At 68.3% G+C, this 24,771-nt stretch carries 22 protein-coding genes; 18 read left to right on the top strand and 4 right to left on the bottom strand.

Annotated features, from left to right (window positions below):
* The first annotated feature begins 69 nt into the window (after positions 1-69).
* Positions 70-2,559 carry a TIR domain-containing protein gene (locus ACESMY_RS15360; protein ID WP_372785489.1) on the top strand — a complete coding sequence of 830 codons (2,490 nt, stop codon included), beginning with the start codon at positions 70-72 and terminating at the stop codon, positions 2,557-2,559.
* A gap of 38 nt (positions 2,560-2,597) precedes the next feature.
* Here the strand turns inward: ACESMY_RS15360 and ACESMY_RS15355 are convergent, their stop codons facing one another.
* Genes ACESMY_RS15355 through ACESMY_RS15345 form a run of 3 tightly spaced genes read right to left on the bottom strand, consistent with a single transcriptional unit; the run spans position 2,598 to position 5,772 of the window.
* Entirely contained in the window at positions 2,598-3,428 is an 831-nt protein-coding gene (locus ACESMY_RS15355; protein ID WP_372785488.1) for an arylamine N-acetyltransferase, read from the bottom strand.
* A gap of 7 nt (positions 3,429-3,435) precedes the next feature.
* Positions 3,436-4,653, bottom strand: coding sequence for an LLM class flavin-dependent oxidoreductase (locus tag ACESMY_RS15350; RefSeq protein WP_372785487.1), 1,218 nt, complete (start codon positions 4,651-4,653; stop codon positions 3,436-3,438).
* A 54-nt stretch (positions 4,654-4,707) separates the two neighbouring features.
* Entirely contained in the window at positions 4,708-5,772 is a 1,065-nt protein-coding gene (locus tag ACESMY_RS15345; RefSeq protein WP_372785486.1) for a DNA topoisomerase IB, read from the bottom strand.
* A gap of 66 nt (positions 5,773-5,838) precedes the next feature.
* Here ACESMY_RS15345 and rlmJ point away from each other — a divergent pair, with 66 nt between their 5' ends.
* From rlmJ to ACESMY_RS15315, 6 genes are all read left to right on the top strand, one after another.
* Entirely contained in the window at positions 5,839-6,660 is an 822-nt protein-coding gene (gene rlmJ, locus ACESMY_RS15340) for a 23S rRNA (adenine(2030)-N(6))-methyltransferase RlmJ (protein ID WP_372785485.1), read from the top strand.
* Between the two features lie 110 nt (positions 6,661-6,770).
* Entirely contained in the window at positions 6,771-7,331 is a 561-nt protein-coding gene (locus tag ACESMY_RS15335; RefSeq protein WP_372785484.1) for a hypothetical protein, read from the top strand.
* A 74-nt stretch (positions 7,332-7,405) separates the two neighbouring features.
* Positions 7,406-7,966, top strand: coding sequence for a sugar transferase (locus ACESMY_RS15330; protein WP_372785483.1), 561 nt, complete (start codon positions 7,406-7,408; stop codon positions 7,964-7,966).
* Between the two features lie 55 nt (positions 7,967-8,021).
* Positions 8,022-10,079 (top strand): AsmA family protein, encoded by a 2,058-nt coding sequence (locus ACESMY_RS15325; protein WP_372785482.1) that lies wholly within the window; start codon positions 8,022-8,024, stop codon positions 10,077-10,079.
* Positions 10,080-10,138: 59 nt separating this feature from the next.
* Positions 10,139-10,630 carry a cytochrome c gene (locus tag ACESMY_RS15320; protein WP_372785481.1) on the top strand — a complete coding sequence of 164 codons (492 nt, stop codon included), beginning with the start codon at positions 10,139-10,141 and terminating at the stop codon, positions 10,628-10,630.
* 41 nt (positions 10,631-10,671) lie between these two features.
* Positions 10,672-12,624, top strand: a complete 1,953-nt coding sequence (locus tag ACESMY_RS15315) for a prolyl oligopeptidase family serine peptidase (protein WP_372785480.1) — start codon at positions 10,672-10,674, stop codon at positions 12,622-12,624.
* Between the two features lies 1 nt (position 12,625).
* Here the strand turns inward: ACESMY_RS15315 and ACESMY_RS15310 are convergent, their stop codons facing one another.
* On the bottom strand, positions 12,626-12,955 hold the full coding sequence (locus tag ACESMY_RS15310; RefSeq protein WP_372785479.1) for a hypothetical protein: 330 nt from the start codon (positions 12,953-12,955) through the stop codon (positions 12,626-12,628).
* A gap of 182 nt (positions 12,956-13,137) precedes the next feature.
* On the opposite strand from ACESMY_RS15310, the gene ACESMY_RS15305 reads away from it, so the two are divergent.
* The 11 genes from ACESMY_RS15305 to ACESMY_RS15255 all read left to right on the top strand — a co-directional run bounded on the left by ACESMY_RS15305 (position 13,138) and on the right by ACESMY_RS15255 (position 24,770).
* Positions 13,138-13,875, top strand: a complete 738-nt coding sequence (locus ACESMY_RS15305) for a hypothetical protein (RefSeq protein WP_372785478.1) — start codon at positions 13,138-13,140, stop codon at positions 13,873-13,875.
* A 60-nt stretch (positions 13,876-13,935) separates the two neighbouring features.
* A complete protein-coding gene (locus ACESMY_RS15300) occupies positions 13,936-15,081 on the top strand; it encodes an L-lactate dehydrogenase (protein WP_372785477.1) in 1,146 nt (381 codons plus the stop codon).
* 107 nt (positions 15,082-15,188) lie between these two features.
* Positions 15,189-15,371, top strand: coding sequence for a hypothetical protein (locus tag ACESMY_RS15295; protein ID WP_372785475.1), 183 nt, complete (start codon positions 15,189-15,191; stop codon positions 15,369-15,371).
* Positions 15,372-15,417: 46 nt separating this feature from the next.
* The gene (locus ACESMY_RS15290) at positions 15,418-16,131 is read left to right on the top strand and encodes a phosphatase PAP2 family protein (RefSeq protein WP_372785474.1); all 714 of its coding nucleotides are present in this window, start codon (positions 15,418-15,420) and stop codon (positions 16,129-16,131) included.
* Between the two features lie 226 nt (positions 16,132-16,357).
* A complete protein-coding gene (locus ACESMY_RS15285) occupies positions 16,358-18,649 on the top strand; it encodes a TonB-dependent receptor (RefSeq protein WP_372785473.1) in 2,292 nt (763 codons plus the stop codon).
* Complete coding sequence (locus ACESMY_RS15280) at positions 18,649-19,377, top strand: phosphatase PAP2 family protein (RefSeq protein WP_372785471.1); 729 nt, start codon at positions 18,649-18,651, stop codon at positions 19,375-19,377. The genes ACESMY_RS15285 and ACESMY_RS15280 overlap by 1 nt, the downstream gene beginning before the upstream one ends.
* A 52-nt stretch (positions 19,378-19,429) precedes the next feature.
* A complete protein-coding gene (locus tag ACESMY_RS15275) occupies positions 19,430-20,107 on the top strand; it encodes a response regulator (protein WP_372785470.1) in 678 nt (225 codons plus the stop codon).
* Positions 20,108-21,430: an ATP-binding protein gene (locus ACESMY_RS15270; RefSeq protein ID WP_372785469.1), complete on the top strand. Its 1,323-nt coding sequence runs from the start codon at positions 20,108-20,110 to the stop codon at positions 21,428-21,430.
* An 87-nt stretch (positions 21,431-21,517) separates the two neighbouring features.
* A complete protein-coding gene (locus ACESMY_RS15265) occupies positions 21,518-22,522 on the top strand; it encodes a YncE family protein (protein ID WP_372785468.1) in 1,005 nt (334 codons plus the stop codon).
* Positions 22,519-23,865, top strand: a complete 1,347-nt coding sequence (locus ACESMY_RS15260; RefSeq protein WP_372785467.1) for a TolC family protein — start codon at positions 22,519-22,521, stop codon at positions 23,863-23,865. The genes ACESMY_RS15265 and ACESMY_RS15260 overlap by 4 nt, the downstream gene beginning before the upstream one ends.
* Entirely contained in the window at positions 23,862-24,770 is a 909-nt protein-coding gene (locus tag ACESMY_RS15255; protein WP_372785465.1) for a hypothetical protein, read from the top strand. The genes ACESMY_RS15260 and ACESMY_RS15255 overlap by 4 nt, the downstream gene beginning before the upstream one ends.
* The last annotated feature ends 1 nt before the right edge of the window (position 24,771 follow it).

Genomic DNA, 24,771 nt, shown 5'->3' with positions numbered 1-24,771 from the left:
CTCCCACTGGCCGAGCTTGCTCGACGAGCGAGGTTCTGCGAGTTTCAATGGGTGGTTGTGGGGGTGTAAATGGCCAGCGAACCCGGAAAGCGCGACTTTTTTATAAGTTTCACGATGGCCGATGTCGCCCATGCTGAAGCATTGGACGCGGCCCTCCGAGCAGAGGGCTTCACGACCTACTATCATCCAAAGGACGTCGGACCGGGTGGTAATATTCCGATCTGGATGGAAGAGGCGCTGATGAATAGCACGCAAGTGCTGGCGCTTTTCTCTCCCAGCTACGTGAAAGAAGCCGCAACCTATTCGAAGGCGGAAGTATACGCGAGCTGGTGGGATGATTCCATTGGCGACAAGCGACGACTGATACCCGTTGTTATCGAGAAGGTGAAATTAAGCCCCCTCATCTCCATGCTCTCGCGTATAGAGGTCGCGGGCCTATTGCCCGGTCCGGCGGCCGCACGCGTCATCCAACTGCTGCGCGGTCCGGGAGAGGCCGAGCCGCGCGAGCGGTTGCGCGACGGTTCATTTCTTCCACCGATCTTCCGCGCGGCCTATAGGCCGAATCCCAATTTTGCAGGGCGGTTCGAGGCCCTCGACAGACTCCAGGAGACGCTTCGTACAGGAACGACCGCGGCCGTCACGGCTGTGGCCGGGATGGGAGGCGTCGGAAAGACCACGCTCGCGGCTGAATATTGCCACCGTTTCGGTGGGCGCTACGCCGGCGTCTGGTGGGTTCGATCCGAACAGGAAACAACCATCCTCATTGATCTGCAGAGTTTGGGCGCCCGCTTAAAACTACCCGGCAGCGGAAACGTCGACGGGGACGCCAAGTCTTGCCTCGAATATTTAGCCAATCAGGCGGATCCTTGGCTGATTGTCTATGACAACGCCCCTCATCCAGACGCGGTGCATCAATGGATCCCGGTAGGCGGCGTCAGATCCATAATAACATCAAGATTTGCGGATTTTGGGAACATCGCTTCGGTAACTCGATTGGACGAGTGGAGCGAGCGCGTGACGGTCGACTATCTCGTCGCGCGGACGGGTCGAAGAGACGAGGCAGGCGCGAATATATTGGCGCGGACGCTCGGTGGGCTTCCGCTAGCGGCCGAACAGGCAGCCGCCTTCCTTGTGTCTAGACCAAATATTACATTCACAAAATATGCGGATGAAATATCTACGTTAATTAAGAAACCTAGACCCCCAGGAGCCGTTGGAAGTTATCCCGATACCGTATATGCGGCGTTCGCGAGGTCGTTGGACGCGCTATCTCGCGATAAAGACAACGAAATATCCCTTTCATTATTGAAATGCTCGTCGTTCCCATCTCCGGATGGGATAGAATTCAAGTTATTTGAAGATATCGCAGACGACCTGGCCCCAGCAGATTTTCTGACCGCGCTGCGAGATCCAATTGCCAGCGGTGATGCGCTTTCACCCCTCGTATCCCTATCGCTTGTACGCGAGGAGACTCGCTCATACGGCCTAGCGCTGGTTTTCCACCGTCTCTTGTTGGAGGTGATGAGAGACTGGATGGGGAACGATGCGCGCGAACTATGGGGTGGGGTCGCCGCGCGCCTGATATCTCGGGCCTTTCCCTTCGACGCAGACTTTCCGTCGGAGTGGCTGGAGGCTCAGAGGTTGATGCCTCATATCCATACGCTGTCCGAGTATGTTCCTAGTACGCCAGCCATAAGGCGAGCTCTTGCCAGGGGCCTCAACCAGGCGGGCTTGTTCCTAGCTGAGCAAGGAGATCTTGAGGGATCCCTTGTCTTGGCCCAGCGGGCGCTAGAATGGACAGATGTCAATTCGGACAAGGATAAACTCGTTAAGGCTATTAGATTGTCGAATATTGGTCGAATATATTCAGATCTAGGGAGATTTGAGGAAGCAGATCGGGAGATATCGTCGGCTTTCGACATAGAAGAGACGATTTTGGATGAAAACGACGGAAGTTTGGCAATTACGATATCAAATCTAGCAAACGTTAAGACGCATCTTCATAAATTTGGTGAAGCAGAAAATCTTATGTTGAAGGCTTCTAAGACAATAAAGTCCGTGCATGGACCGAAGTCTTTCGAATATGGGATCATCGTCGGGAATTTGATGTCTTTCTATCAAACATGGTCGGAGCAACCAGGAGAATCAGATAAAATAAAACTTTCATCAAAGTTTGCTAAGTTGTCGATGGATATATTGGTCGAAAATATTGGAATACGTCATCCGAGTACATCTAATTTATACGCGAATCAATCTATACTCCACTCTAGACTAGGAAAAATGTCCTCCGCCATATTACTTGCCGAGCAGGCGCTTGCGATTCAATTGTCTCTTGGATTAATTACTCATCGGCATACACAAAAATTGTGGGCGTGGCTAACGCATCTCCTGATCCAGTCCGGCGACACCAAGAGGGCGAAGCGGCTCCAGGAAGGTGATGTCGGGGAGTTGACCCGGGCTATAGCGATGGTGGAGCAACGGCAGGAGGAGTGGGTTCAAGCTCGTCCCGGCGAACGCGAATTTGGGCCACCTTCGGCATTTTCACGACGAGCCTCCTGAGTTTGGGACAAACGCTCAGAGTGAGGCGAGACTCAAATCTAGTCTGCCGCCTCAGGCGCTGCGGACGCCGCCATGACTTCGTCGTGACGCGCGACGACCCGCGGCCAGAGGCCGGCGGCTTCCGGGACATCCAGGCCGAACTCCGAGGCCAGCAGCGCGACCAGCTCATCGGCGGACTCGATCAGATGGGTCTCGACGCCGGCCGGCGTCACCGTGCGCAGGACGCGGCCGCGCAACTGCAGGATGGTGTCGCCGCGATAGCGCTGGACGATCAGGTTGAGGACGAAGTGCGACTCCGGCGCGTATTGCAGCCACTCGCAGCGGCCGGCCAGCAGCTCCGGATCGGCCGGCTCGACAATGAAGTCGAAGGACTTCGCGCCGCCGAATTCGTGATTATGGAAGCGCCACCAGCGGTCATCCAGCATCTCCAGACGGAACGCATAACCGCCGACGGTCATGGCGGCCTCGCGCAGCGGGAAGGGGTCCTGGCATCCGTCGCCGAAGCCTACGTCAGCGATCCAGGGCTGGCCGTCGATCTCGACCAGCAGCACCAGGTGGTTGCCGATCACGACGTCGCCCAGCAACTCCCGATTGGCCGCGCCAGCCATGCGGGTCACCTTGAAACCGATCTCGGTGAGCGCCGCGCCGAGGAGGCCGTTCATTTCGTAGCACCAGCCCCCGCGACCGCGTCCGAGGACCTTCTCGATGGCCGCCGCGGGGTCCGGGGTTAGCGGCCGGCCGAGCTGGACGTCGAGAGCCTCGTACGGAATGGCCTGCAAGTGGGCGCGGTGCAGCGCCTTCAGCGTCGCCACGTCGGGCCGCGCCTCGCCGCGGAAGCCGATCCGCTGGAAATAGGCCCGCAAGTCCATGAGGCTGCTAGTCCGCCTTGGGCGGGGCCGCCGCGCCGGTGATCAGCGCCACGATCTCCGGGCGGATGTTGTCCGCGCCCTTCTCCATCATGTGCTGGACGATCCGCGCCCCCACCGCGCCGCGCACCTGGGTGGTGAACTCCTCCTTGTTGTCCTTCACCCAGCTCATCGAGGCGTGGCGGTTATCGTTGAGGTTCTGGAAGTGCGGGAAGACGTAGCGGGCCATCAGCTCGTAGGAGCGCCTGGTCGCGCCCCAGTTGGCCCAGTTGTGCGCCATCAGCAGGAAGGCGCCGAAGCCGCCGCCGCTCTCGTCCACCAGTTGCTGGATGCGGGCGATGGCGTCGTCGGGCGTGCCGATCACCGCCAGGCCCGTATCGACCATCGCCTTCACCGGATCGTCGCCGTCCGGGACGATCGGCAGGTTGGCGATCTCGCGGAAGTAGAAGATCCACTTGTCGAGGCCGAAGCGGATGTCCTCCATCGCCTGCTCGCGGGTCTCGGCGATGTGCATGGGGCCGACCAGGCGCCAGGCGTTGCGGTCCATGGTCTGGCCGTGCTCGGCCGCCTGCTCGGTGGCGATCGCCCAGTTGGAGACCAGCGCGTTGAAGCCGGCGGTGGAGGTCGCGCCGAGCGAGAGCAGGCCCAACCCATGCTGGCCGGCGGCCCGCGCGCCGGTGGGCGAGACCTGGCTCGCCACCGCGATCTCGACGGAGGGGCGCGAGTAGGGCGTCATCTGCAGGCGCGCCTTGTCGAGCTCGAACCAGTCGGATTTGTGGGTGACCTCTTCACCGCGCAGCAGGCGCACGATGCAGCCCAGGGCCTCGTCCATGCGGTCGCGCTGCTTGGCCACCGGGATGCCCATCATGAAGGCGTCGGAGACCAGGGCCCCGGGCCCTGCGCCGAACATCACCCGGCCGCGGGTCATGTGGTCGAGCTGATTGATCCGGTCGGCCAGTATCAGCGGGTGATGGTAGGGCAGGGACGAGACGCCGGTGCCGAGCCGGATGTGCTTGGTGCGCTCGGCGGCCGCGGCGATGAACACCTCGGGGCTGGCGATCAGCTCGTAGGCCGCGGAATGGTGCTCGCCGATCCAGGCCTCGTCGAAGCCGAGCTGGTCCATCCATTCGACGAGTTCCAGGTCGCGCTGGATCGCCAGCGTCGGGTTCTCGTCGATCGGATGGAAGGGGGCGATGAAAGCGCCGAAGCGCAGGCGCTGGGGCAGCATGAGGTTCCCTCCCGAGAGTTGGGAGGGACCTTAGGCGGCGGACGTGGCGTAAGGCTAGGCGGCCGTCTTCTTCCGCGCCTTCGCGGGCTTGTCGCGCGCGGCTTCCAGGAACTTGAGCACCGCGAGCTCGAAGGCCCGGTCGTTCGCGGTGGGCTTCAAGGGCAGCGCGCCGGCCTCGTAGGCCTCCAGGACTACCGGATGGATGTAGGCCTTGCGGCAGACGGCGGGCGTATTGCCCAGCACGCCGGCCACCGCCTTGACGCAGGTCGCCACGTTCTTCTTCGCGCCGCCCTCGCCGGCGCATTCGGGCAGGGTCACCAGCGCGCGGGCCGCGGCCAGGGTGCCGGCCCAGGTGCGGAAGTCCTTGGCCGAGAAATCATCTCCCAGCACCTCGCGCAGGTAGGCGTTGACGTCGGCTGACTCCACCGTGTGCCGCTGGCCGTCTTCGTCCAGGTACTGGAAGAGCCGCTGGCCGGGGAGGTCCTGGCAGGCCTTGACGATGCGGGCCAGCCGCCGGTCGCTGAAGCCCGTCGTATGCATCTTTCCGCTCTTGCCGCGGAACTCGAAGACCGCCTTCTCCGCGCCGACCTTGGCATGGCGGTCGCGCAAGGTGGTCAGGCCGAAGCTCTTGTTGGTCTTGGCGTATTCCTCGTTGCCGACCCGGACCAGGGTGATCTCCATGACCCGGACCACGGCGGCCAGCACCTTCTCGCGCGGCAGGCCGCGGCGGGCGAGGTCGCGGTCGACCCGGGTCCGGAGTTTGGGCAGGGCGCGGCCGAAGGCGATGAGGCGATCGTACTTGCCGCCGTCGCGCGCCTCGCGCCAGCGCTCGTGGTAACGGTACTGCTTGCGGCCCTTCACATCGCGCCCGGTGGCCTGGATGTGGCCGCGTTCGGTGGGCGCGATCCAGACCTCGGTCCAGGCCGGCGGAATGGCCAGCTTGCGGATCCGGTCAAGCGTGGGCTCGCCCGTGACCGGCTTGCCGTCGGCGTCCACGTAGTTGAAGCCGTGGAAGGCCTTGCGGCGGCGGATCCCCGCATCGAGATCGCTGACATAGGTGAGGCCGGCGGCCTTCATCTCTTCGGCCGGTATCGGTAGGTCTGGCAGGTCCCTGGCCATCGAAGCCCCTCCACTGAAGCTGCGGCAACGTGGTATGCGCCGGCCCGGTTCCTGAGAGGTCCGCCGTTGAACTATCGCCACGCCTTCCACGCCGGAAACTTCGCCGACCTGGTGAAGCATGCCGCTCTGCTGCAACTGCTGGCGCGGCTGACCGCCGAGGCGGGACCGCTTACCGTCATCGACACCCATGCCGGCCGGGGGCTCTATGACCTGGCCGGCGTCGAGGCCAGGAAGTCGGGCGAGGCGGAGGCCGGGATCGCGCGGCTGATGGCGGCGCCCGATGCGCCGGCCGAGTTCGCGCCCCTGATCGCGGCGGTGCGGACCCTGAACGGCGGCGCCGCCGCGCGGCGGTATCCGGGCTCGCCATGGCTGATCGCCCAGGCGCTCAGGCCCGGCGACAGCTACCTCGCCTGCGAGCTGCGACCCGACGATCATGGGGCGCTCCGCGAACTGATGAAGGCCCGGCGCGGCGTGCGCACCCTCTGCGACGACGGCTATGCCGCCGCGATCGCCCAGGCGCCGGCCTCCGGCCGCCTGCTGGTGCTGATCGATCCGCCGTTCGAGCAGCGCGACGACTACGCCCGGATCGTCGAGACGCTGGCAGGCGTGCGGCGGCGCAACCGGGCGGCCACGGCCCTGGTCTGGGCGCCGCTGAAGGACCTCGAGACCTTCGACGGCTTCCTGCGGGACCTGGAGGACCAGGTCGGGGCGCCGGCCCTGGTGGCCGAAACCCGGATGCGCCCTTTGACCGATCCCCTGAAGATGAACGGCTGCGCGCTGGTCCTGCTGGGCGCGCCCGACGATATGAGGCCGGCCCTCGAGGCCGTCTGCAGCTGGACCGCCAGAACCTTGGGCGAGGGCGGCGAGGCGCGGGTCTACAGCGTCTGACGCCCGGCGATCGGGCGCCCGGATCACATTTTCGATTTCACGGATCTTTCGCACTTGCGAGATCGTTCGGCATGATAATGTTGCGTCGCACAATCCGCAGGAGCCCCGTCATGTCCTTCGCCCCCGAAACCGAGACCCTCGCCAAGCCGGAAGCCCTGCTTCGCGTCCCCGTTGGCCTGGCCTCGCCCCTCTGGGGCCTGTTCGCCGGCGCGGCGGTGAGCGGCGCGGCCTGGTGGTGGATGACCCGCTGGGCGCGGCCCGCGAACCTCAAGGCGATGTTCGGCGGCGCGGCCACCTTCGAGGCGGCGGTCGCGCCGGAGCCGGCCGTCCTGGCCGCGCCTGTGGCCGAGGCCGTCGAGGCGGCGATCGAATCCTTCCCGGAACCCGTGCTGGAAGCCGTGGCCGAACTCACTCCCGAAGCGGTGGTCGAGGCCGTCCTCGATGCGGCGCCGGGGGCAGAGGCCCTCATCGAGCCCCCGGCGGCGCTGGAGCCGGTGAGCGGCGAGTCCGCACCGATTTCGCCGGTCCTGGAAGCCCTTGCGCCGGAAGCCGCCGTACCGGAGGTGATCGAGCCCAACATACTGGCCGAGACGCCGGCGGAGGCTATCGCCGCGGCTGCACCCGTCGCACCGAAGCTGAAGAAGAAGGTCGCCGAGCCCAAGTCAGCCTGACTTGGCGCTGAGCCTCGGCTGCGCCTACAACCGCCGGAGCCGCGATCTGGACGGCTGTTCGGCAGGAGCGGTCTTTGAAGCGGGCCCTGGACATCATGGGCGCCTTGGCGGGCCTGGTCCTGTTGTCGCCCCTGCTGCTGGGCCTCGCCGTCGCCGTGCGGCTGGAGAGCCGCGGGCCCGCACTCCACTGGTCGCAGCGGGTGGGGCGGGCGAACCGCCTCTTCGCCATGCCGAAGTTCCGCACCATGCGCACCGGAGCCCCGGACGTCGCCACCCACCTCTTGGACAATCCCGAGCATTGGGTGACGCCGCTCGGCCGGACGCTGCGACGCACGAGCCTCGATGAGCTGCCGCAGCTCTGGAGCGTGCTTGCGGGCGACATGAGCCTGGTGGGCCCACGGCCCGCACTCTTCAATCAGCACGACCTGGTGGCGCTGCGCACGGCGACCGGCGTCGATGCGCTCCGCCCGGGCCTCACCGGCTGGGCGCAGATCAACGGCCGCGACGAACTGCCGATCGCGGAGAAGGCCCGGTTCGACCGCGAATATCTGGAACGCCGCTCGCTCGGCTTCGATCTGCGCATCCTGGCGGCGACCGCGGTCTCGGCCCTCTCCGGCCAAGGGGTCAAACACTAGCGGCGCCCAAGTCGGGGTTCGTGCGTTAGGGTCGCTTGCGCCTGGAGCCGATCGCTTGACCACCGAAGCTGCAACCACACCGGAGGCCGAAGGCCGCGATGACGACGGGCGCGAGGCCCACGATCGCCGGCGCCGCCGGGTCCTGCTGTGGACTGGCGGCGTCTTCCTGGCGTTGGCGCTAGCCGCGGCCCTGCTGGCGGCGATCTGGAACTGGAACTGGCTGCGGGGTCCCGTCGCCTCCATCGCCTCGGCGCGGATGCACCGTCAGGTCAGCATCACCGGCGATCTCAAGGTCCACCTATGGTCCTGGCAACCGAGCGCCACGGTCGACGGCGTGCACGTCGCCAATCCGGCCTGGGCGCCGAAGGGGACCGGGCCTGCCAACCTCGCCGACATCGACCGCATCGCCGTCCAGATCCGGCTCATCCCGCTGTTCGTCGGGCGCCTCGACCTGCGCCTCCTGGAAATCGACCGGCCGCGGGTCGCGCTCTATCGCGACGCGGACGGCCGGGCGACCTGGGACTTCTCGGACGGCTCCAAGCCGGACCAGCCGCTGCGCCTGCCGCCGATCCGCAAGTTCGTCATCGACGGCGGCGTGCTCGAGGTCGTCGACGACCAGCGCAAGCTGAGCTTCTCCGGGGCCGTCGAGGCCAAGGAGCGGCTGGGCGAAGCCAATCCGGGCTTCCAGATGACCGGCGACGGGGTGCTGAATAAACAGCCCTTCAAGCTGCAGCTGACCGGCGGGCCGCTGCTCAACATCGACCGCAACAAGCCCTATCCCTTCAACGCCAGCATCCGGGCCGGCGACACCTATGTGACCGCCCAGGGCGCGGTGCCGAAGCCTTTCGACCTCGCCCAGTTTTACGTGAACGTCACCAGCCGCGGGCCGGACCTTGCCGATCTCTATGGCCTGACCGGTGTGCCGCTGCCCAACACTCCGCCCTACAGCCTGCACGGCCGCCTCTCGCGCGACATGCACCTGTGGAAGGTCGACAATCTCGGCGGCCGGGTCGGGAGCTCCGACCTCAGCGGCACAATCTCGGTGCGGACCGGCGACAAGCGACCGTTCCTGACCGCGGACCTGAAGTCCCAAAGCCTCGACTTCCCGGACATGGGCGCGCTCTTCGGCGGGGCGCGCAAGACCGGCGCCGTGGCCTCGCCCAATCAGGTGGCGGCCGCCCGGAAGATGCAGGCCGAGGCGCGGATCTTCCCGGACGCGACCCTGAGCTTCAGCCGCATCCGCGGCCTCGACGCCGATGTGAGCTACAGGGCCGCCTCGATCACCAATGCGCCCATTCACCTGCGCGCCGCCTCGGCGCGGGTGAAGCTCGACGCGGGCCTGTTGAGAGCCGAGCCGGTCGAGCTGGATCTGCCGCAGGGCCGCATCACCGGCTTTGCCCAGCTGAACGCCCGGCCGGCGACTGCCACCACGGACATCGACCTGCGGCTGGCCAATGCGCGGCTGGAGGGTCTGCTGCCGGTGCGGTTCCAGGGATCGGTCCCGTTCGCGGGCGCGCTGGCGGGCCGGGTCAAGCTGCACGGGTCCGGCGACTCCGTGCACGACTTCATGGGCGATGCCGACGGCGAGGCGCTGCTGGTGGTTCCGAGCGGCGAGATCCGCCAGTCGCTGGCCGAACTCGCCGGCGTCGACCTGATCAAGGGCCTGGGCCTGTTGTTCTCAAAGAACCAGACGACCACGCCGATCCGCTGCGGCGTGGCCCACTTCTCGGCCAAGGGCGGGGTGCTGAGCGCCGACCGGCTGGTGGTCGACACCGGCCCGGTGCTCATCGACGGCGGCGGCGTGATCAACCTCGACACCGAGCAACTGGCGTTCAAGGTGCGCGGCCATCCGAAGAAGTTCCAGCTCGTGCGGCTCCTGGTTCCGGTCACCGTCAGCGGGCCGATGCTGGCGCCGAAGGTCGGCGTCGAGAAGGGCCGGGCCTTCGCCCAGGGCGGGGCGGCTGTGGCGCTGGGCGCCCTCCTGTCGCCCGTCGCGGTCCTGCTGCCCTTCGTCGACGCTGGTCTCGCCAAGGACGCCAACTGCGCCGCCCTGCTGGCGCAGGGCGCCGCGCCGGCCGCGCCGGCTAGGCCGGCCGCCGCCAGGGGCCGTTGACGCCGCGTCCCCGTTCCCCTCACAGTTGCATTGACGGGGCTTCACAGAGGGATGGCGGCATGGCTCTCAGGATGATGACGGCGGCGTTCGCGCTTGCGGCGGGCCTTGGCTTGGCGGCCACCGGCGCCGCGCTGGCCCAGGACGCCGCGCCGACCACCCCCGGCGGCAAGGCCGTGCTGGCCCGCCAGGCGCACTACAAGGACCTCGGCAAGGCCTTCGGCGGCGTCAACGGCGAGCTGCGCAAGGACGCGCCGGACAAGGCCGCGATCGCGGCCGGCGCCACCACCGTGAAGACGCTCGCCGACGGCCTGCCGACCTGGTTCCCCAAAGGCAGCGGCCCGGAGGCCGGGGTGAAGACCGCCGCCAAACCCGAGATCTGGACCGATGCCGCCGGCTTCGCGGCCGCCGTCGCCAAGCTGCAGGGCGAGACGGCGAAGCTGCAGGAGGTCGCCACAGCCGGCGACCTGGACGCGATCAAGGCGCAGGTCCGCGCCACCGGCGGGGCCTGCAAGAACTGTCATGACCAGTACCGGGCGCCCGATCAGCACTAGGGCGGCCCGGCGATCCAGGACCGAGACCAAGGGGTAGGGCGATGCGGAAAGCTTTGACACTGGGCGCGGCGAGCGCGCTGACGCTGGCGTTCGCCGGCATGGCCGCGGCCGCGCCCGTGCCCGGCCCCCCACGGGCGATCACCGACCCGAAGAGCGTGGTCTCCGAGCAGAAGCCGGCGGCCCCGCCGGTCGCGGTCGCCGACCTCTATGCCAACCGCGCGTCCCTCGACGCGGTCTGGAGTCCGGACGGAAAATGGGTGGTGATCGCGGCCAACCTGAGCGGGCGCTACAACCTGTGGAAATACAGCACGGCCGGCGGGGCGCCCGTCCAGCTGACCCACTCCGATGACCGCCAATTCGGCATCACCATCTCCCCGGACAACCAATGGGTGGTGTTCCAGTCCGATCACGGCGGCGACGAGATGTACGATCTCTACGCCGTGCCCTTGGCGGGCGGCGAGGTCGTTGACCTCAGCAATTCGCCGACGGTGTCGGAAACCGGCGCGCGCTTCTCGCCCGACGGTAAGCTGCTGGCCTTTGGCTCCAAGCCCAAGACCTCGCCGATCACCAATGTCTCGGTGATGGACGTGGCGAGCCACGCCGTGCGCCAGATCACCAAGGAGCCGACACTCGACAACGGCTGGGCGCCGGTGGTCTTCACCGCCGACAGCAAGTGGCTGATCGCCGACCGTCAGGATATCGGCTCGACCACCGGCAGCGTCTGGCGGCTCGACGTGGCCGGCGTGGCCCCGCCGAAGCAGCTCAACACGCCCGCGGTCAAGGCGCGGATCGTGGCCAACGACCTGTCGCCGGACGGCAAGCTGCTCGCGGTCACCTCCAACCAGAAAGGCGGCATCGACCAGGCCGCGCTCATGGACGCAGCGTCCGGCAAGCTGACCTGGCTCGCGCCCACGCCCTGGGAACAGCGCAGCGGCAGCTTCTCGCCGGATGGCGTGTCGGTGACCTTGGCCACGGACGCCGACGGGCGCCAGGACATTTCGGTCTACAACCTCCAGGGCGGCCAGGTGATCAAGGCGCCGCTGCCCGATGGTTTCAATGCCGAGGCCGGCGGCTCCGGCAGCCCCTTCGCCGCCGACGGCCGGCTACTGGTCGGCCACGACGCCAGCAATACGCCCTTCGACTACTGGATCCTCGATCGCGCCGGGAAGGCGACCCGGCTGACGAGCTTCGCCGCCCCCGGCCTCGATCCGGCGCGCCTGCCGGTGTCGCGGATCGTCCACTACAAGAGCCAGGACGGCACGGTGATCAGTGCGATCCTGCTGACCCCGCTCAACCTGAAGCGCGACGGCAAGGCGCCGGGCGTTGTCATCCCGCACGGCGGCCCGACCGGCCAGACCCAGGACCGCTTCAGCCGGCTGGCGCTGGCGCTTGCCTCACGCGGCTATGTGGTGATCCAGCCCAATCCGCGCGGCTCCACCGGCTATGGCGAGGCCTTCCAGAAGGCCAACCACAAGGACCTGGGGGGCGGCGACCTGATCGACGAGGTCTATGCGGCGAAGTTCCTGACCGCGACCGGATATGTGAACGCCAGGAAGATCGGCGTCACCGGCGGATCCTACGGCGGGTTCATGACCCTGATGGCGGTCGGCAAGACCCCGGACGTCTGGGCCGCCGGCGTCTCGATGTACGGGATCATCAACTGGTACGAGATGCTGAAGCACGAGGACGCGGCCCTGCAGGCCTACCAGCGCTCGCTGATCGGTGACCCGGTGGCCGACAAGGCGGTCTATGACGCCGACTCGCCGATGACCTACATCAAGCAGACCAAGGCGCCGCTGCTGATCCTGCAGGGCGAGAACGACATCCGCGTGCCGCGCGGCCAGGCGGCCGAGGTGGTGGCCACCCTGAAGGGCGTCGGAGCGACCGTGGACGTCCACTACTACCCTGAAGAGGGCCATGGCTTCGCCAAGCGCGAAAACCAGATCGACAGCCTGCAGCGCACGCTCGACTGGTTCGACAAGTACCTGAAGTAGCCTACCGCTCGGCGGCGTCCCTGAGGCACTTCAGCCAGGCGTCCTCGCGCGCCTTCTCGGCTTCGCGCAACTGGGTCTCGGCGTCGCGGACGCCGGCGTCGTGTTTGCGCCATTCGGCGACCGCGCCCTCGCGGGCGGCGCGGGCGGCCTCGAGCGTGGTGAAGCGGGCCAGCACCGCGCGCACCGAATAGCTCACCGGCGGGCCCACGGTCTCGCGGTCGGGATAGAAGCCCGAGATGGAGTCGTTGCTCTCGGTCTCGATGTGGAAGACGTCCGCCCAGCCGGCGTGGTGGCGCATCAGGGCCCAGGGCCGTTCCATCCGCTCGGTCACCCGATATCTCCTAAATAGTCGTCGCGTACGAATCCGCCCGCGGGCGGCTTGGCGCGCAAACTAGCCCAGCGCTCGGCGGGCTCCAATGTCGCGTGAGCGCGATTTGGGCTTCCGTCGCATGCGGCTTCCGTGGAAAAGCCTTGGCCATTGATTTGATCCTTTGATTCCAAGAGCGATTTCCGTTGCCCAAGATCGTCATCGCCCAGCAGTTCTGCGGGCCCCCCAACTCCGGCAACGGCGGCTATGTCTGCGGCGTCCTGGCCCGGGATATCGACGGGCCCGCCACCTCAATGCTGCGGGCGCGTGTGCCGCTGGACGTCGACCTGGAGCTGACCCTGGCGGACGGCGCGGCGGTGATGACCGACGCCGAGGGCTCGCTGGTCGGCCGAGGCGACGTGGCTGCTGCGGCGCTCCTTCCCCGGCCGCCTCGTCCACCCAGCCTGGAACGCGCCCGCGCGGCGGGCGACCGCTACCTCGGCCATGAACAGCGGATCCACCCGATCTGTTTCACCTGCGGCCCCGAGCGGCATGAGGGCGACGGCCTGCGGGTCTTCGCGGGCCAGGTCGAGGGCGCGCCGGCAGGCCACGTGGCCTGCGCCTGGACGCCGGACCAGGCCTTCGCCGACGCCGAGGGCCTGGTCTCGACCGAGGTGATCTGGGCGGCGCTCGACTGCCCCGGCTTCTTCGCCTGGGTGGTCAAGGAAGGCCGTCACGGCGCACTGCTCGGCACCATGACCGGGGAGGTGATCCGCAGGCCGCGCGCCGGCGAACCCTGCATCGTCACCGCCTGGCCGCTGGTCCGCGAGGGCCGCAAGGAGACGGCGGGCGTCGCCCTCTTCGACGCGGACGGCGAGCTCCTGGCCCGCGCCCATCAGGTCTGGATTATGAGCGTCCCGCCCCCGCAGGCCGTCGCCGCCTGAGGCTTGCGCTGGCCCGCGCTTCGGGCTCCAACTCCGCGGGCTTCAGTGGGGGAGGGACGTTTGCGGGCGGCTTCGGTTTCAGACTATCGCGAGCTCGCCCGGCGCAGGCTCCCGAAGATCTTCTTCGAATATATCGACGGCGGCTCCTATGCGGAGGCGACGCTGGCCCGCAATGTCGGCGACATGGAGGCCATCGCGCTTCGCCAGCGGGTGATGCGCGACATGTCCCAGCTCGACATGGCGGTGACCACGCTGGGCCAGACCTTCTCCATGCCGGTGGGGCTCGCGCCGGTCGGCATGGCCGGCATGTACGCTCGCCGCGGCGAGACCCAGGCGGCGCGAGCCGCGGCGGCGGCGGGCGTGCCCATGTGCCTGTCGACCGTCAGCCTCTGTTCGCTGGAGGAGGTGGCGGCCACCGGCGCGCCGCCGTGGTTCCAGCTCTACGTCCTGAAGGACCGCGGCTTCATGCGCGACCTCCTGGGCCGGGCCAAGGCGGCGGGCTGTCCGGTGCTGGTGTTCACCGTCGATCTGCCGACGCCCGGCGCCCGCTACCGCGACGTGCGCTCCGGCTTCACCGGCTCGAGCGGCCTTTCGGGCGCGCTCAACCAGGCCTGGGACGGGATCACCCATCCGGCCTGGATGTGGGACGTCTGGACCCACGGCCGGCCGCACACCCTGGGCTCGGTCGCGGCCGCCATCGAGGGCAAGGGGCGCGTGACCGACTATCTCTCGTGGATCGCGCGGAACTTCGACCGCTCGGTGACCTGGAAGGACCTCGACTGGGTGCGCGAGGTCTGGGATGGGCCGATCGTGGTAAAGGGCGTGCTCGACCCCGCCGACGCCAAGGACGCGGTGAAGGCCGGCGCGCAAGGCCTCGTGGTCTCCAATCATGGCGGCCGGCAGCTCGACGGCGTGCGCTCCTCGATCTCGGCCCTGCCGAAGATCGCCCAGGCCGTGGGCTCGGACCTGGAGGTCTACATGGACGGCGGGATCCGCTCGGGGCTCGACGTGCTGAAGGCGATGGCGCTGGGCGCCAAGGCCTGTTTCGTCGGCCGGGCCTGGGCCTATGCGCTGGGCGCGGGCGGCGAGGCGCAGGTCAGCAAGATGCTGGCGACCCTGCGCTCGGAGCTGGCGGTGGCGATGATCCTCACCGGCTGCGCCAGCGTCCGCGAGGCCGGACGGGAACTGCTCGATACGGACGCCTGACTCCGTTCACATTTGCGGCAACGGGGCGGCAATGCTGCAACGCGGCGAAACCAGATGCACGGCTTGGGTGTTGAGCCTCCCGTCAGACCGCGTGGAGTAAAGGCCCGATGCCGCACGATTCGCCCTTCGCCTATTCGCTGAGCCAATCCGAGGAGGGGTGGCGTTGGAGCGTCTATGACAAGGATGGGGTGACGGTGGCGGACGGCGCGAACGCCAGCCGCGACGCCGCCCAAGCGGCGGTGGAACGCACGCTCCGCTATCCGCCGCCTGAGATGCGGACCTTCGCCTGAGCCCGGGACCTGATAGCCTCCAGGACGATTGCGCGCCGGGAGGCCAATGCCCAAATTCCTGAAAAGCCTGCTGCGCCGCATCGAGAGCCGCGCGCTGATCCTGGTGATCGGCGCGGCGGGCGCGGTCTGGGCCTTCTTCAACATCGCCAGCGAGGTGGGCGAGGGCGACACGCTGGCGCTCGACCGCCACATTCTGCTCGCGCTACGCAATCCAGCCGACCCCAGCGACCCGATCGGATCGCGCTCGTTCGAGGAGGCGATGCGCGACGTCACCGCGCTGGGCGGCGTCACGGTGATGACCCTGGTCACTGTGGTGGGCGTGCTGGCGTTCCTCATGCACCGCAGGCGATGGCATGCCGGCATCATGGCCGCGACCGTGCTGCTCGCCTTCGTTTCCAGCGAGGGCCTGAAGCACCTCTACGGCCGTCCGCGGCCCGACCTCGTGCCGCACGGCAGCTATGTCTATTCGTCAAGCTTCCCCAGCGGGCACTCCACCCTGTCGGCGGCGACCTTCCTGACGCTCGCCATGCTGATCGCCAGCCTGGAGCCGAACCGCGGCACGAAGATCATGGCCTATGTCCTGGCGATTGGCCTGGTCATCGGCATTGGGTTCAGCCGGGTCTACCTGGGCGTCCACTGGCCGAGCGACGTGCTGGCGGGCTGGTGCCTCGGCGCGGCCTGGGCGCTCGCCGCCTGGACGGCGCTCCTGAGGTTCGGCGCGCGCGACGACGTGAAGGGCAAGGACGCGGCGCGATCCTGAACCGAAGATGTTGCCCCGCGCCGCCTAACGCCCCGGTGGGGTAAAGATTGATTATACCCAACATATTGCCCAAACGAATACCGTCATTAAACCTTCATTTGCGAGATAAGTCAGACCACGTTTCAAAGTCGCCAAGCAAAGAGAGCATCGCGCTGGATCTGATCCAGCTCGATCATTTGGGGGCATTGAGATGCGGGCGAGTTTTGTACGTATACGGACATGCCGTATGCTTTGGTTGGGCGGTTCGGCCCTGGCCCTGGTGCTGGGCTGCAGCCCCGCCCTGGCGGCGGACGCCGCAGCCGCGGTGGCGGACGCCGGCCCGGTGCATATCGATCCCGAAACGCCCGACTTCGGCCGGCAGGTCGACGAGCTGGTGGTGACGGGGGCCGGCGGCGCCACGACCACGGCGCCCGTGAAGGCCTCGCTGGAGGCCACCGAGCCGCAGTCGATCATCGACCGCAAGGCCATCGACCAGTTCATCCCGGTGACCGCCGACTACACCCAGATCGTCAATCTCTCGCCCAGCGTCTCGGGCACCTCGTTCAACGGTCCGGGCCTCGGCGAGGCCAAGACCGTCCTGCGCGGCTTCCAGGACGGCCAGTACAACATCACCTACGACGGCATCCCGTGGGGCGACGCCAACGGCCCGACCCACCATTCGACGTCCTTCTTCCCGTCCTCGACGATCGGGGCGGTGGTGGTCGACCGCGGGCCCGGCCAGGCGAGCCAGCTCGGCGTGGCGAGCTTCGGCGGCTCCATCAACCTGTTCTCGCCCGAGGTCAGCGACGAGCGGGGCGGGTCACAATCGGTGACCGGTGGGTCGTGGAACACCTGGATGTCGGTGACCAAGCTTTCGACCGGCGACATCGACAAGCTGAACGGCGCCCACGCCCTGTTCAACTTCCAGGAGCTGACCACCGACGGCGCACTGACCCACTCCGGCGCCAAGGCCTACAACCAGCTCGTTCGCGCGGTCTTCCCGATCGTCGACAGCTGGAAGCTGACCGTTCTGGGGACCTGGAACCAGACCAAGGTCCATACCAACGACAACACCGGCGCGACCCTGCTGCAGACCCAGTTGTTCGGCAAGAATTTCGGCCTGAGCACCGACCCGGCCAGCCCGACCTATTTCGGGTACAACCTCGTCACCAAGCACACCTGGTTCAACTACGCCAAGCTGAACGGCGACATCACGCCGAGCCTCAAGCTCGAGGACACCCTCTATTCCTACTACTACAAGAACGACACGGAATCGGCCCTCGATCCGACCTTGTCGCCCACTGACATCGCGGCGAGGAACGGGCTTGCGATCACCCAGGTCCCGGGCGGCAAGCCGGTCGTGAACGGCCACGTGCCGGGCTACACCAAGCTCAACGTCTACAAGATCTACGGCGACATCCTGCACCTCGACCAGGAGCTGCCGTTCGGCATGCTGAAGGCCGGCGTCTGGCTGGAGACCGCCGACACAGGTCCCCGCGCCCGCTACGACTATGACGCCACCGCCAGCCTCGGGGTGACGCCCAAGGCCGTCGACTATCGCCAGAAGGTTCTGGCCGGCGTCCCGCAATATCTGGAGTACCTGCAGAACTCAGGCTGGCATCAGTACGAGCCGTTCATCGACTTCGAATGGAAGGTGACGCCGCAGCTTACCGTCACGCCGGGCATCAAGTACCTGCACGAGGACCTCCATGTGGACTCCGACGTCAACCAGAAGTCCCGGCAGCCGTTCCACGACTCCAAGACCTTCACCAAGACGCTCTATTTCCTGACCGCGAACTACAAGGTGCGGGACAACCTTTCGGTCTATGCCCAGTACGCCACCGGCTTCCTGGTGCCCGACATCAGCGTCACCCAGGTGGTCAGTCCGCAGCTCAGCCAGCTCGAACCGCAGGAGTCGACCAACTACCAGGCGGGCCTGGTCTACCACGGCGCGCGCCTGACGGTGGACGCGGACGCCTACTACATCGACTTCAAGAACAAGCTGCAGACGGTGACGGTCACCGACCCGGTCGCGGGTTTGGAGACGGTCAACTTCAACCTGGGCGGGGCGATCTACAAGGGCGTCGAGGGCTCGGTGACCTTCCAGGCGACTGACCGGATCTTCCTGTTCGCCAACGGCTCGATCAACTCGGCCAAGGCGGAGGGCGCCAACACCACCGTCGACGGCGTTCCGGTGGTGATCACCGGCGGCAAGCAGATCGCCAATGCGCCGAAGTCCACGGTCGCGCTGGGCGCCTACTACCAGGACGACACCTGGACCGTTTCGCTGGCCGACAAATACACCGGGCTGCAGTGGGGAGCCGAGGGAGAGCCGGCCGCCTACAAGATCGCGGGCTATCACTCGACCGACCTGACCGTCGTCTATCGGTTCGGCCGCTACCGGTTGGAGGGGGCGGTCTACAACCTGCTCGACAGCCAGAAATTCACCTCGATCAAGCCCGGCAAGACGGTCCCCTACGACCAGTACTATTTCCAGCCGGAGCGGAACTATCAGGTGTCGCTGAAGGTGAACTTCTGATGCGTCGCACGCGCGTTCTGCCGGCGCTCGCCGCCCTGCTGCTGGTCGGCGGCCCGGTCCTGGCGCAACCCATCCCTGCCAAGGCCCCGGCGGTGTCGAAGTTCCTTAGCCCCGGCGATCTCGACCCAGCCACGTTCCTGCCGCCGCCGCCGAAGGACGATGCGCCGGCCGCCGTCGAGGGCCGGGCCGAACTGCACCGTATCGCCGTCTCGGCGCGGACGCCCGAGCGGCTCGCCCAGGCGAAGCACGACGACGAGGTCGAGGACGTCCGCTCGATCGCCGACGTGCTCGGCCCGGCCTTCAGCCTGGAACGGTTCCCGGCGACGGCCAGGTTGTTCGCCGACCTCCGCAACGAGGACAGCGTCGCGGCCAAGCAGGCCAAGGCCTTCTTCAAGCGCGAACGGCCGTTCCTCAACGACCCGGAGCTCGACGTCTGCGACGACCGGCACGACGTGAAGAACAGCTATCCCTCGGGCCACGCGACCATGGGCTATGCCTCCGCCGCCGTGCTCGCCAACCTGATGCCCGGCAACGCGCAGATCATCCTGGCGCGCGCCTCCGACTACGCCGAGAGCCGGCTGATCTGCGGCGTCCACTATCGCGGCGACATCGAAGCCGGTCAGGTGCTGGGCAATGTGCTGGTAGCCCGGCTGGTGACCAAGCCGGCCTTCCAGGCCGAACTCGAAGCCGCCCGCGCCGAACTGACCGCCGCCCACATCGCGCCCTGAGACGGTCGCCGCAGCCTTCCCGTCGGGATCGGTTCGGGGCAGGGTTCTTGTCATGAAACTGCTTATCGTCGAGGACGACCGGGAAGCGGCCAGCTACCTGAAGCGCGCGCTGTCGGAGGCCGGCCATGCGGTCGACTACGCCGCGGCCGGGCGCGACGGCCTGCTGCTGGCCGCCGGCGAGCCCTATGACGTCATCATCCTCGACCGGATGCTGCCGGAGATCGACGGCCTGGCGATCCTGCGGACGATCCGCGCCTCCGGGGTGAAGACGCCGGTGCTGCTGCTCACCGCGCTCGGCGGCATCGACGATCGGGTGGAGGGACTGGAGGCTGGCGGCGACGACTATCTGGTCAAGCCGTTCGCCTTCGCCGAGCTGCTTGCGCGGGTCAACGCCCTGGCCCGGCGCCCGCCGACCCAGGAGCTGCGGACAGAACTGGCAGTGGCGGACCTCAAGCTCAACCTCCTGAAGCGCACCGTCACCCGGGGCGGGCGGCGGATCGAGCTGCAGCCGCGCGAGTTCCAGCTTCTGGAATACCTGCTGCGGCACGCTGGCCGGGTGGTGACCCGGACCATGCTGCTGGAGAGCGTCTGGGACTTCCACTTCGATCCAAAGACCAACATCGTCGAGACGCACATGAGCCGCCTGCGCGGCAAGGTGGACCGCGGTCACGGCTGCGAGCTGATCCACACCGTGCGCGGCGCGGGCTACATCCTGCGCGAGCCGGACTAGGTGTTCCGCTCCACCAGCCTTCGCCTGGCCGGGCTCTACACCACCGTCTTCGCGCTCGCGGTGGTGGCGCTGGGCGCGATCACGCTCTTCAGCACGCGGCACGCGCTGTCGGAGCAGTTCGACGCCCGGATCCGCGCGGAGTCGGCGGCGCTGGTCCAGGAATACCGCTCGGAGGGCCTGAAGGGGGTCGTCGACGCCGTCCACGAGCGCGATCACACCCCGGGCTCGCTGGATTTCGGATTGCAGGGCCCGTCGGGGGAGCCGCTGGCCGGCCGGCTGGCGACCACCCGAGCGGCCATGGGATGGTCCCTGCTGCGCCGGGGAGGCCAGGCGCGCGAAGAGCCGGTCCGCCTGTTCGCCGTCGCCCTGCCGGACGGCTACAAGCTGCTGGTCGGCGACGACGAGGAGCGGATCGAGGCGCTGGACGGGACCGTGCTTCGCGGCTTCGGCATGGCCTTCATCGGCGTCGTCATCCTGGGCGTCGCCGGCGGCTATGCGCTGAGCGGCGACGTGCATCGCCGGCTCGCGGCCATCACCGGCACCGCCGAGGCGATCATCGACGGCGACCTGGCCCGCCGCGTGCCGGTGCGTGGGTCGGACGACGACCTCGACCGCCTGGCGTTGACCTTCAACCGGATGCTGGATCGGATCGCGGCTCTGATGGAGAGCCTGCGCCAGGTATCGAACGACATCGCCCATGACCTGCGCACGCCGCTGACGCGGTTGCGCCAGAAACTGGAAGCCGGTCTCGCCGCGCCGCCTGAGCGGGGGCCAGCGTTGGAGGGGGCGCTCGCCGACCTCGACTCGATCCTCGACACCTTCGCGGCCCTGCTGCGCATCGCCCAGATCGAAGGCGGAGCTCGCCGCGCGGCCTTCCGGCCCTGCGATCTGGCGAGCGTGGCGCGCACGGTCACCGAAGCCTTCGCGCCGTCGGCGGAAGAGATGCATCGGGCGCTCAGCCTGGCGGCCGAGACCGGCGTCATCGTCGACGGAGACGCGGAACTGCTCACCCAGATGTTGGTCAATCTGGTGGAGAACGCGCTGCGCCACGCCGGGCCGAACACGCGGATCGCGGTGGAGGTGGCGCGCCGCGGGCGCGCGGCGACGCTGCTGGTGACGGACAACGGCCCAGGCGTGCCGGAAGCCGAGCGGGAGCGGCTGTTCGACCGCTTCTATCGCCTGGAACGCAGCCGTTCGACTCCGGGGAGCGGCCTTGGACTGGCCTTGGTGGCCGCCGTCGCCCGCTTGCATGGCGCTGAGGTCGAACTGCTGGACGCGCGGCCCGGCCTGCAGGCGCGTGTCACCTTCCCCGAAGCAGCGTAGACGTCCAACATTGGGGTTCGACAATCTGGGCGCCATCGGGCGGTCAACCGGCGGGGCCTAGCGAAGAGCGAAAGGGAGACACGTCACATGAACGCTCAACCTATCGCCGCGCTTTGCCTCGGTCTTTGCCTGGCCGCCGGGAGCGCCCAAGCGGCGCCCAGCGGCTATCATGTGGTCGACCGTGTCGCCGGGCCTGACGGCGGCTGGGACTATGTGCGGGTCGACGAGGCCAACAATCGCGTGCTGGTGGCGCACGGCGGGTCCGTGATGGCGATCGACATCGCCACCAAGGCCGTGACGCCGGGATTGGCGCCGGGAGCGATCCTGCACGACCCGCTGCCGGTGAACGGCGGGGCGGAGGTCCTGGTGACCAACGGCGGGACCGCCGAGGCGGTGTTCATCAACGCCAAGACCGGCGCTGAAACCGCTCGGGTCAAGACCGGGGTCGGGCCGGACGCAGCGGCCTTCGACGCCCATTCCGGCCTGGTCCTGGTGATGGACCATCGGGGCGGCGACGTGACCCTGATCGACCCCAAGGCGCACAAGGCGGTCGGGACCATCGCGGTCGGCGGCGACCTGGAAGCCGCGGCTGTCGACGGCGCCGGGCGCGCCTTCGTCAATGTCGAGAACAAGAACGAGATCGCCGTGCTGGATATCGCCGGGCGCAAGGTGGTCACGCGCTATCCGCTGGCCGGCTGCGACGGCCCGACGGGCCTGGCTTACGACGCCGCCGACAAGCAGCTGATCGCGGCCTGCGACGGCGCGACCGTCGTGCTGGAGGCCGGCAGCGGCAAGATCGTCGTGACGCTCGCGACCGGCAAGGGCGCCGACGGCGTGGCCTTCGATCCCAAGCAGCGGCTGGCGTTCGTGCCCGCGGGCCGCGACGGAACGCTCGCGGTGGTCAGCGTCGGCAAGGGCAAGGCCAGCATCGTCGATACCGTGAAGACCCAGGTCAGCGCCCGGACGATCGCCATCGATCCGCGCAGCGGCCGCCTCTATCTGCCCGCCGCGGAATTCGGCCCGCGGCCGGCCAGCGGCGGGCGCCCGCCGATGGTCCCGGGCTCCTTCCAAGTGCTCGTCGTCGGCAAGTGAGGCGTACGGGCCTTAGCGCCGCGATCCTGGCGCTGGGCCTGAGCGGCTGCGCGCACTATGCGCCCGCGCCGCCGCATCCGGCGCAGTTCGTCGCCGAGCTGGACGCGCGCCGTCTCGAGGAGAAGCCGCTGGGCGCTGTCTGGACGACCGCCGAGCTGCTCTCCGAGGCGATCGGGCGCAATCCGCAGATCGCCGAGGCGCACGCCAAGTACCTGGCGGCCCTGGCCGCGGCGCGGGCGGCCAAGTCGCCGCCGGGGCCCAGCCTGACGCTCACCGCCGAATACGCCAGCGAGGCGCCGCGCTGGGGCTACAGCGGCGCCGGCGACATCCCGCTCGATTTCGGGACCCGGCGCAGCGTGCGGGTGACTACCGCCCAGTTGCAGGCGCTGCAGGCCTTCTACGACTACGGCGAGACGATCTGGAGCGTGCGCACGGACCTTGAAAGGGCGCGGAGCGACCTCACGGCCGCTCAGCAGGAGATCACGCTCGCGACGGTGGCGGTCGCGGTCCGCGGACGCCGCGCGTCGCGGATCGAGGATCGGGTGAAGGCAGGGCAGGACGCGCGGCCGGCCCTGATCCTAGCGCGCACCGAGCTTAGCACCGCCAACGGACGCCTGGCCGCCGCCAATGGCCGCCTCAAGACCGCGGTCGATGACCTCGCCAAGGCGCTCGGTGTCAGCCCGGCGGTGGCGCGGCCGCTGGCGCTGGCCCCCGCGCCCTGGGGGCTCACCGACATGAAGCCCCTGCCGGTGTGGCGGCGGGACGCGGCGACCTCGCGGCGCGACGTCCTGCGGGCGATTGCCGACTACGACCTGGCCGAGCAGGCGCTGCGGCTGGAGATCGCCAACCAGTATCCGTCCGTCAGCCTAGGCCCGGCCTACAACTACGACCACGGGGTGACCAAGCTGCCGTTCGGCCTGTCCCTGGCGCTGCCGCCTTGGGACCTGAACCGGCGCGCGATCGCTCAGGCCGAGGCCACCCGCGCCGCGGCGGGGCGTTCGCTGGAGCTGGCCCAGGCCAATGCGCTGGCGGCGGTCGATGCGTCCACGGCGGCGCTCAGCGTGGCGCAGACGGATTTCTTCCGGAACCGGGATCGCGACGCGCCCCTGGCCAGAGGCGCGGCCAACCTTGCCGCCCGCTCCCTCAAGGCCGGCGAGACGGACCGGGTCGACGAACTGGCGGCGGAGGGCGCGGCGGCCGACGCCGAACTCGCGGCGAACGACGCCAGGCACGTGGCCACCGGCGCCTTCGTCGACTTCGAGGATGCGATCCGGCGGTCCTCGGACGCGGCGGAGACGGCGGTGATCGAGAAGGCGATGACGGAAGCGGGGAGGGCGCGATGAGGGCTTTTGTTCGGGCCGCGGTCCTTTGTCTGGCGCTGCTCGCCGGGCCGGCCCTGGGGCAGGGCGCGGCCCTGGTGAAACTCGATGCGGCGACGCAGGCGCGCCTCGGGATCGTCACCGCGCCGCTGCCGGCCGCGAGGCGGACGGCGAGCGTGAGCGGCTTCGCCCGCGCGCTCGATCCGGTGCCGCTGGCGCAGCTCGATTCCGACATCGCCACGGCGGTGGCCGCGCTCGCCGCGTCGCAGGCCGAGGCCAACCGCACCCGCGCGCTGAACGCCGCGGACCAGACCGTGTCCAGGCAGGCCGCCGAGACCGCTGCGGCCCAGGCCCGCGGTGACGCCGCCAAGCTGCAGCTCCTGCGCCGGCGCGTGGGGCTAGAATGGAGCCCGGCCCTGGCGCGGCTCTCCGACGCCCGGCGCAGCCGCCTGGTGGCCGACATCGCCGGCGGGCGCGCGGCCTTGGTTCGCATTGACGCCGCCTCGGGGCTGACCCAGTTCACCGGCTCGGCGATCATCGCCCTGCCGTCGGGGGCGGTCCACGCCGCGATCCTCGGCCCGACGCGGGTGGGCGATCCGCGCTTGCAGGCGACCGGCCTTTTGGCCCTGGTGACCGGCCCCGCCGCAGTGCAGCTGGGAACCGGGGCGGTGGCCTCGGCCACGGTCTCGCACGGGCCTGACGCCCCGGGCGTGGTGATCCCCCGCGCTGCGCTGCTGCGGACCGGCGGCCAAACCTTCGTCTTCGTGCGCAGGGACGCCACGAATTTCGAGCGGCGGGTGGTCCCGCCGGGGGCCAGCGACCCGGATGGCCTCTTCGTCACGAGCGGCTTCAAGGCAGGCGAGCCGGTGGTGACCGCCGGCGCCTCGCAGCTCTTCGCCGCCCAGTCCGGCCCGGCCAAGGGCGAGTAAC

This window comes from Phenylobacterium sp. (assembly GCF_041691455.1).
In the GTDB taxonomy this organism is placed as follows: Bacteria; Pseudomonadota; Alphaproteobacteria; order Caulobacterales; family Caulobacteraceae; genus Phenylobacterium.
This window is presented reverse-complemented; position numbering and strand designations above follow the sequence as displayed.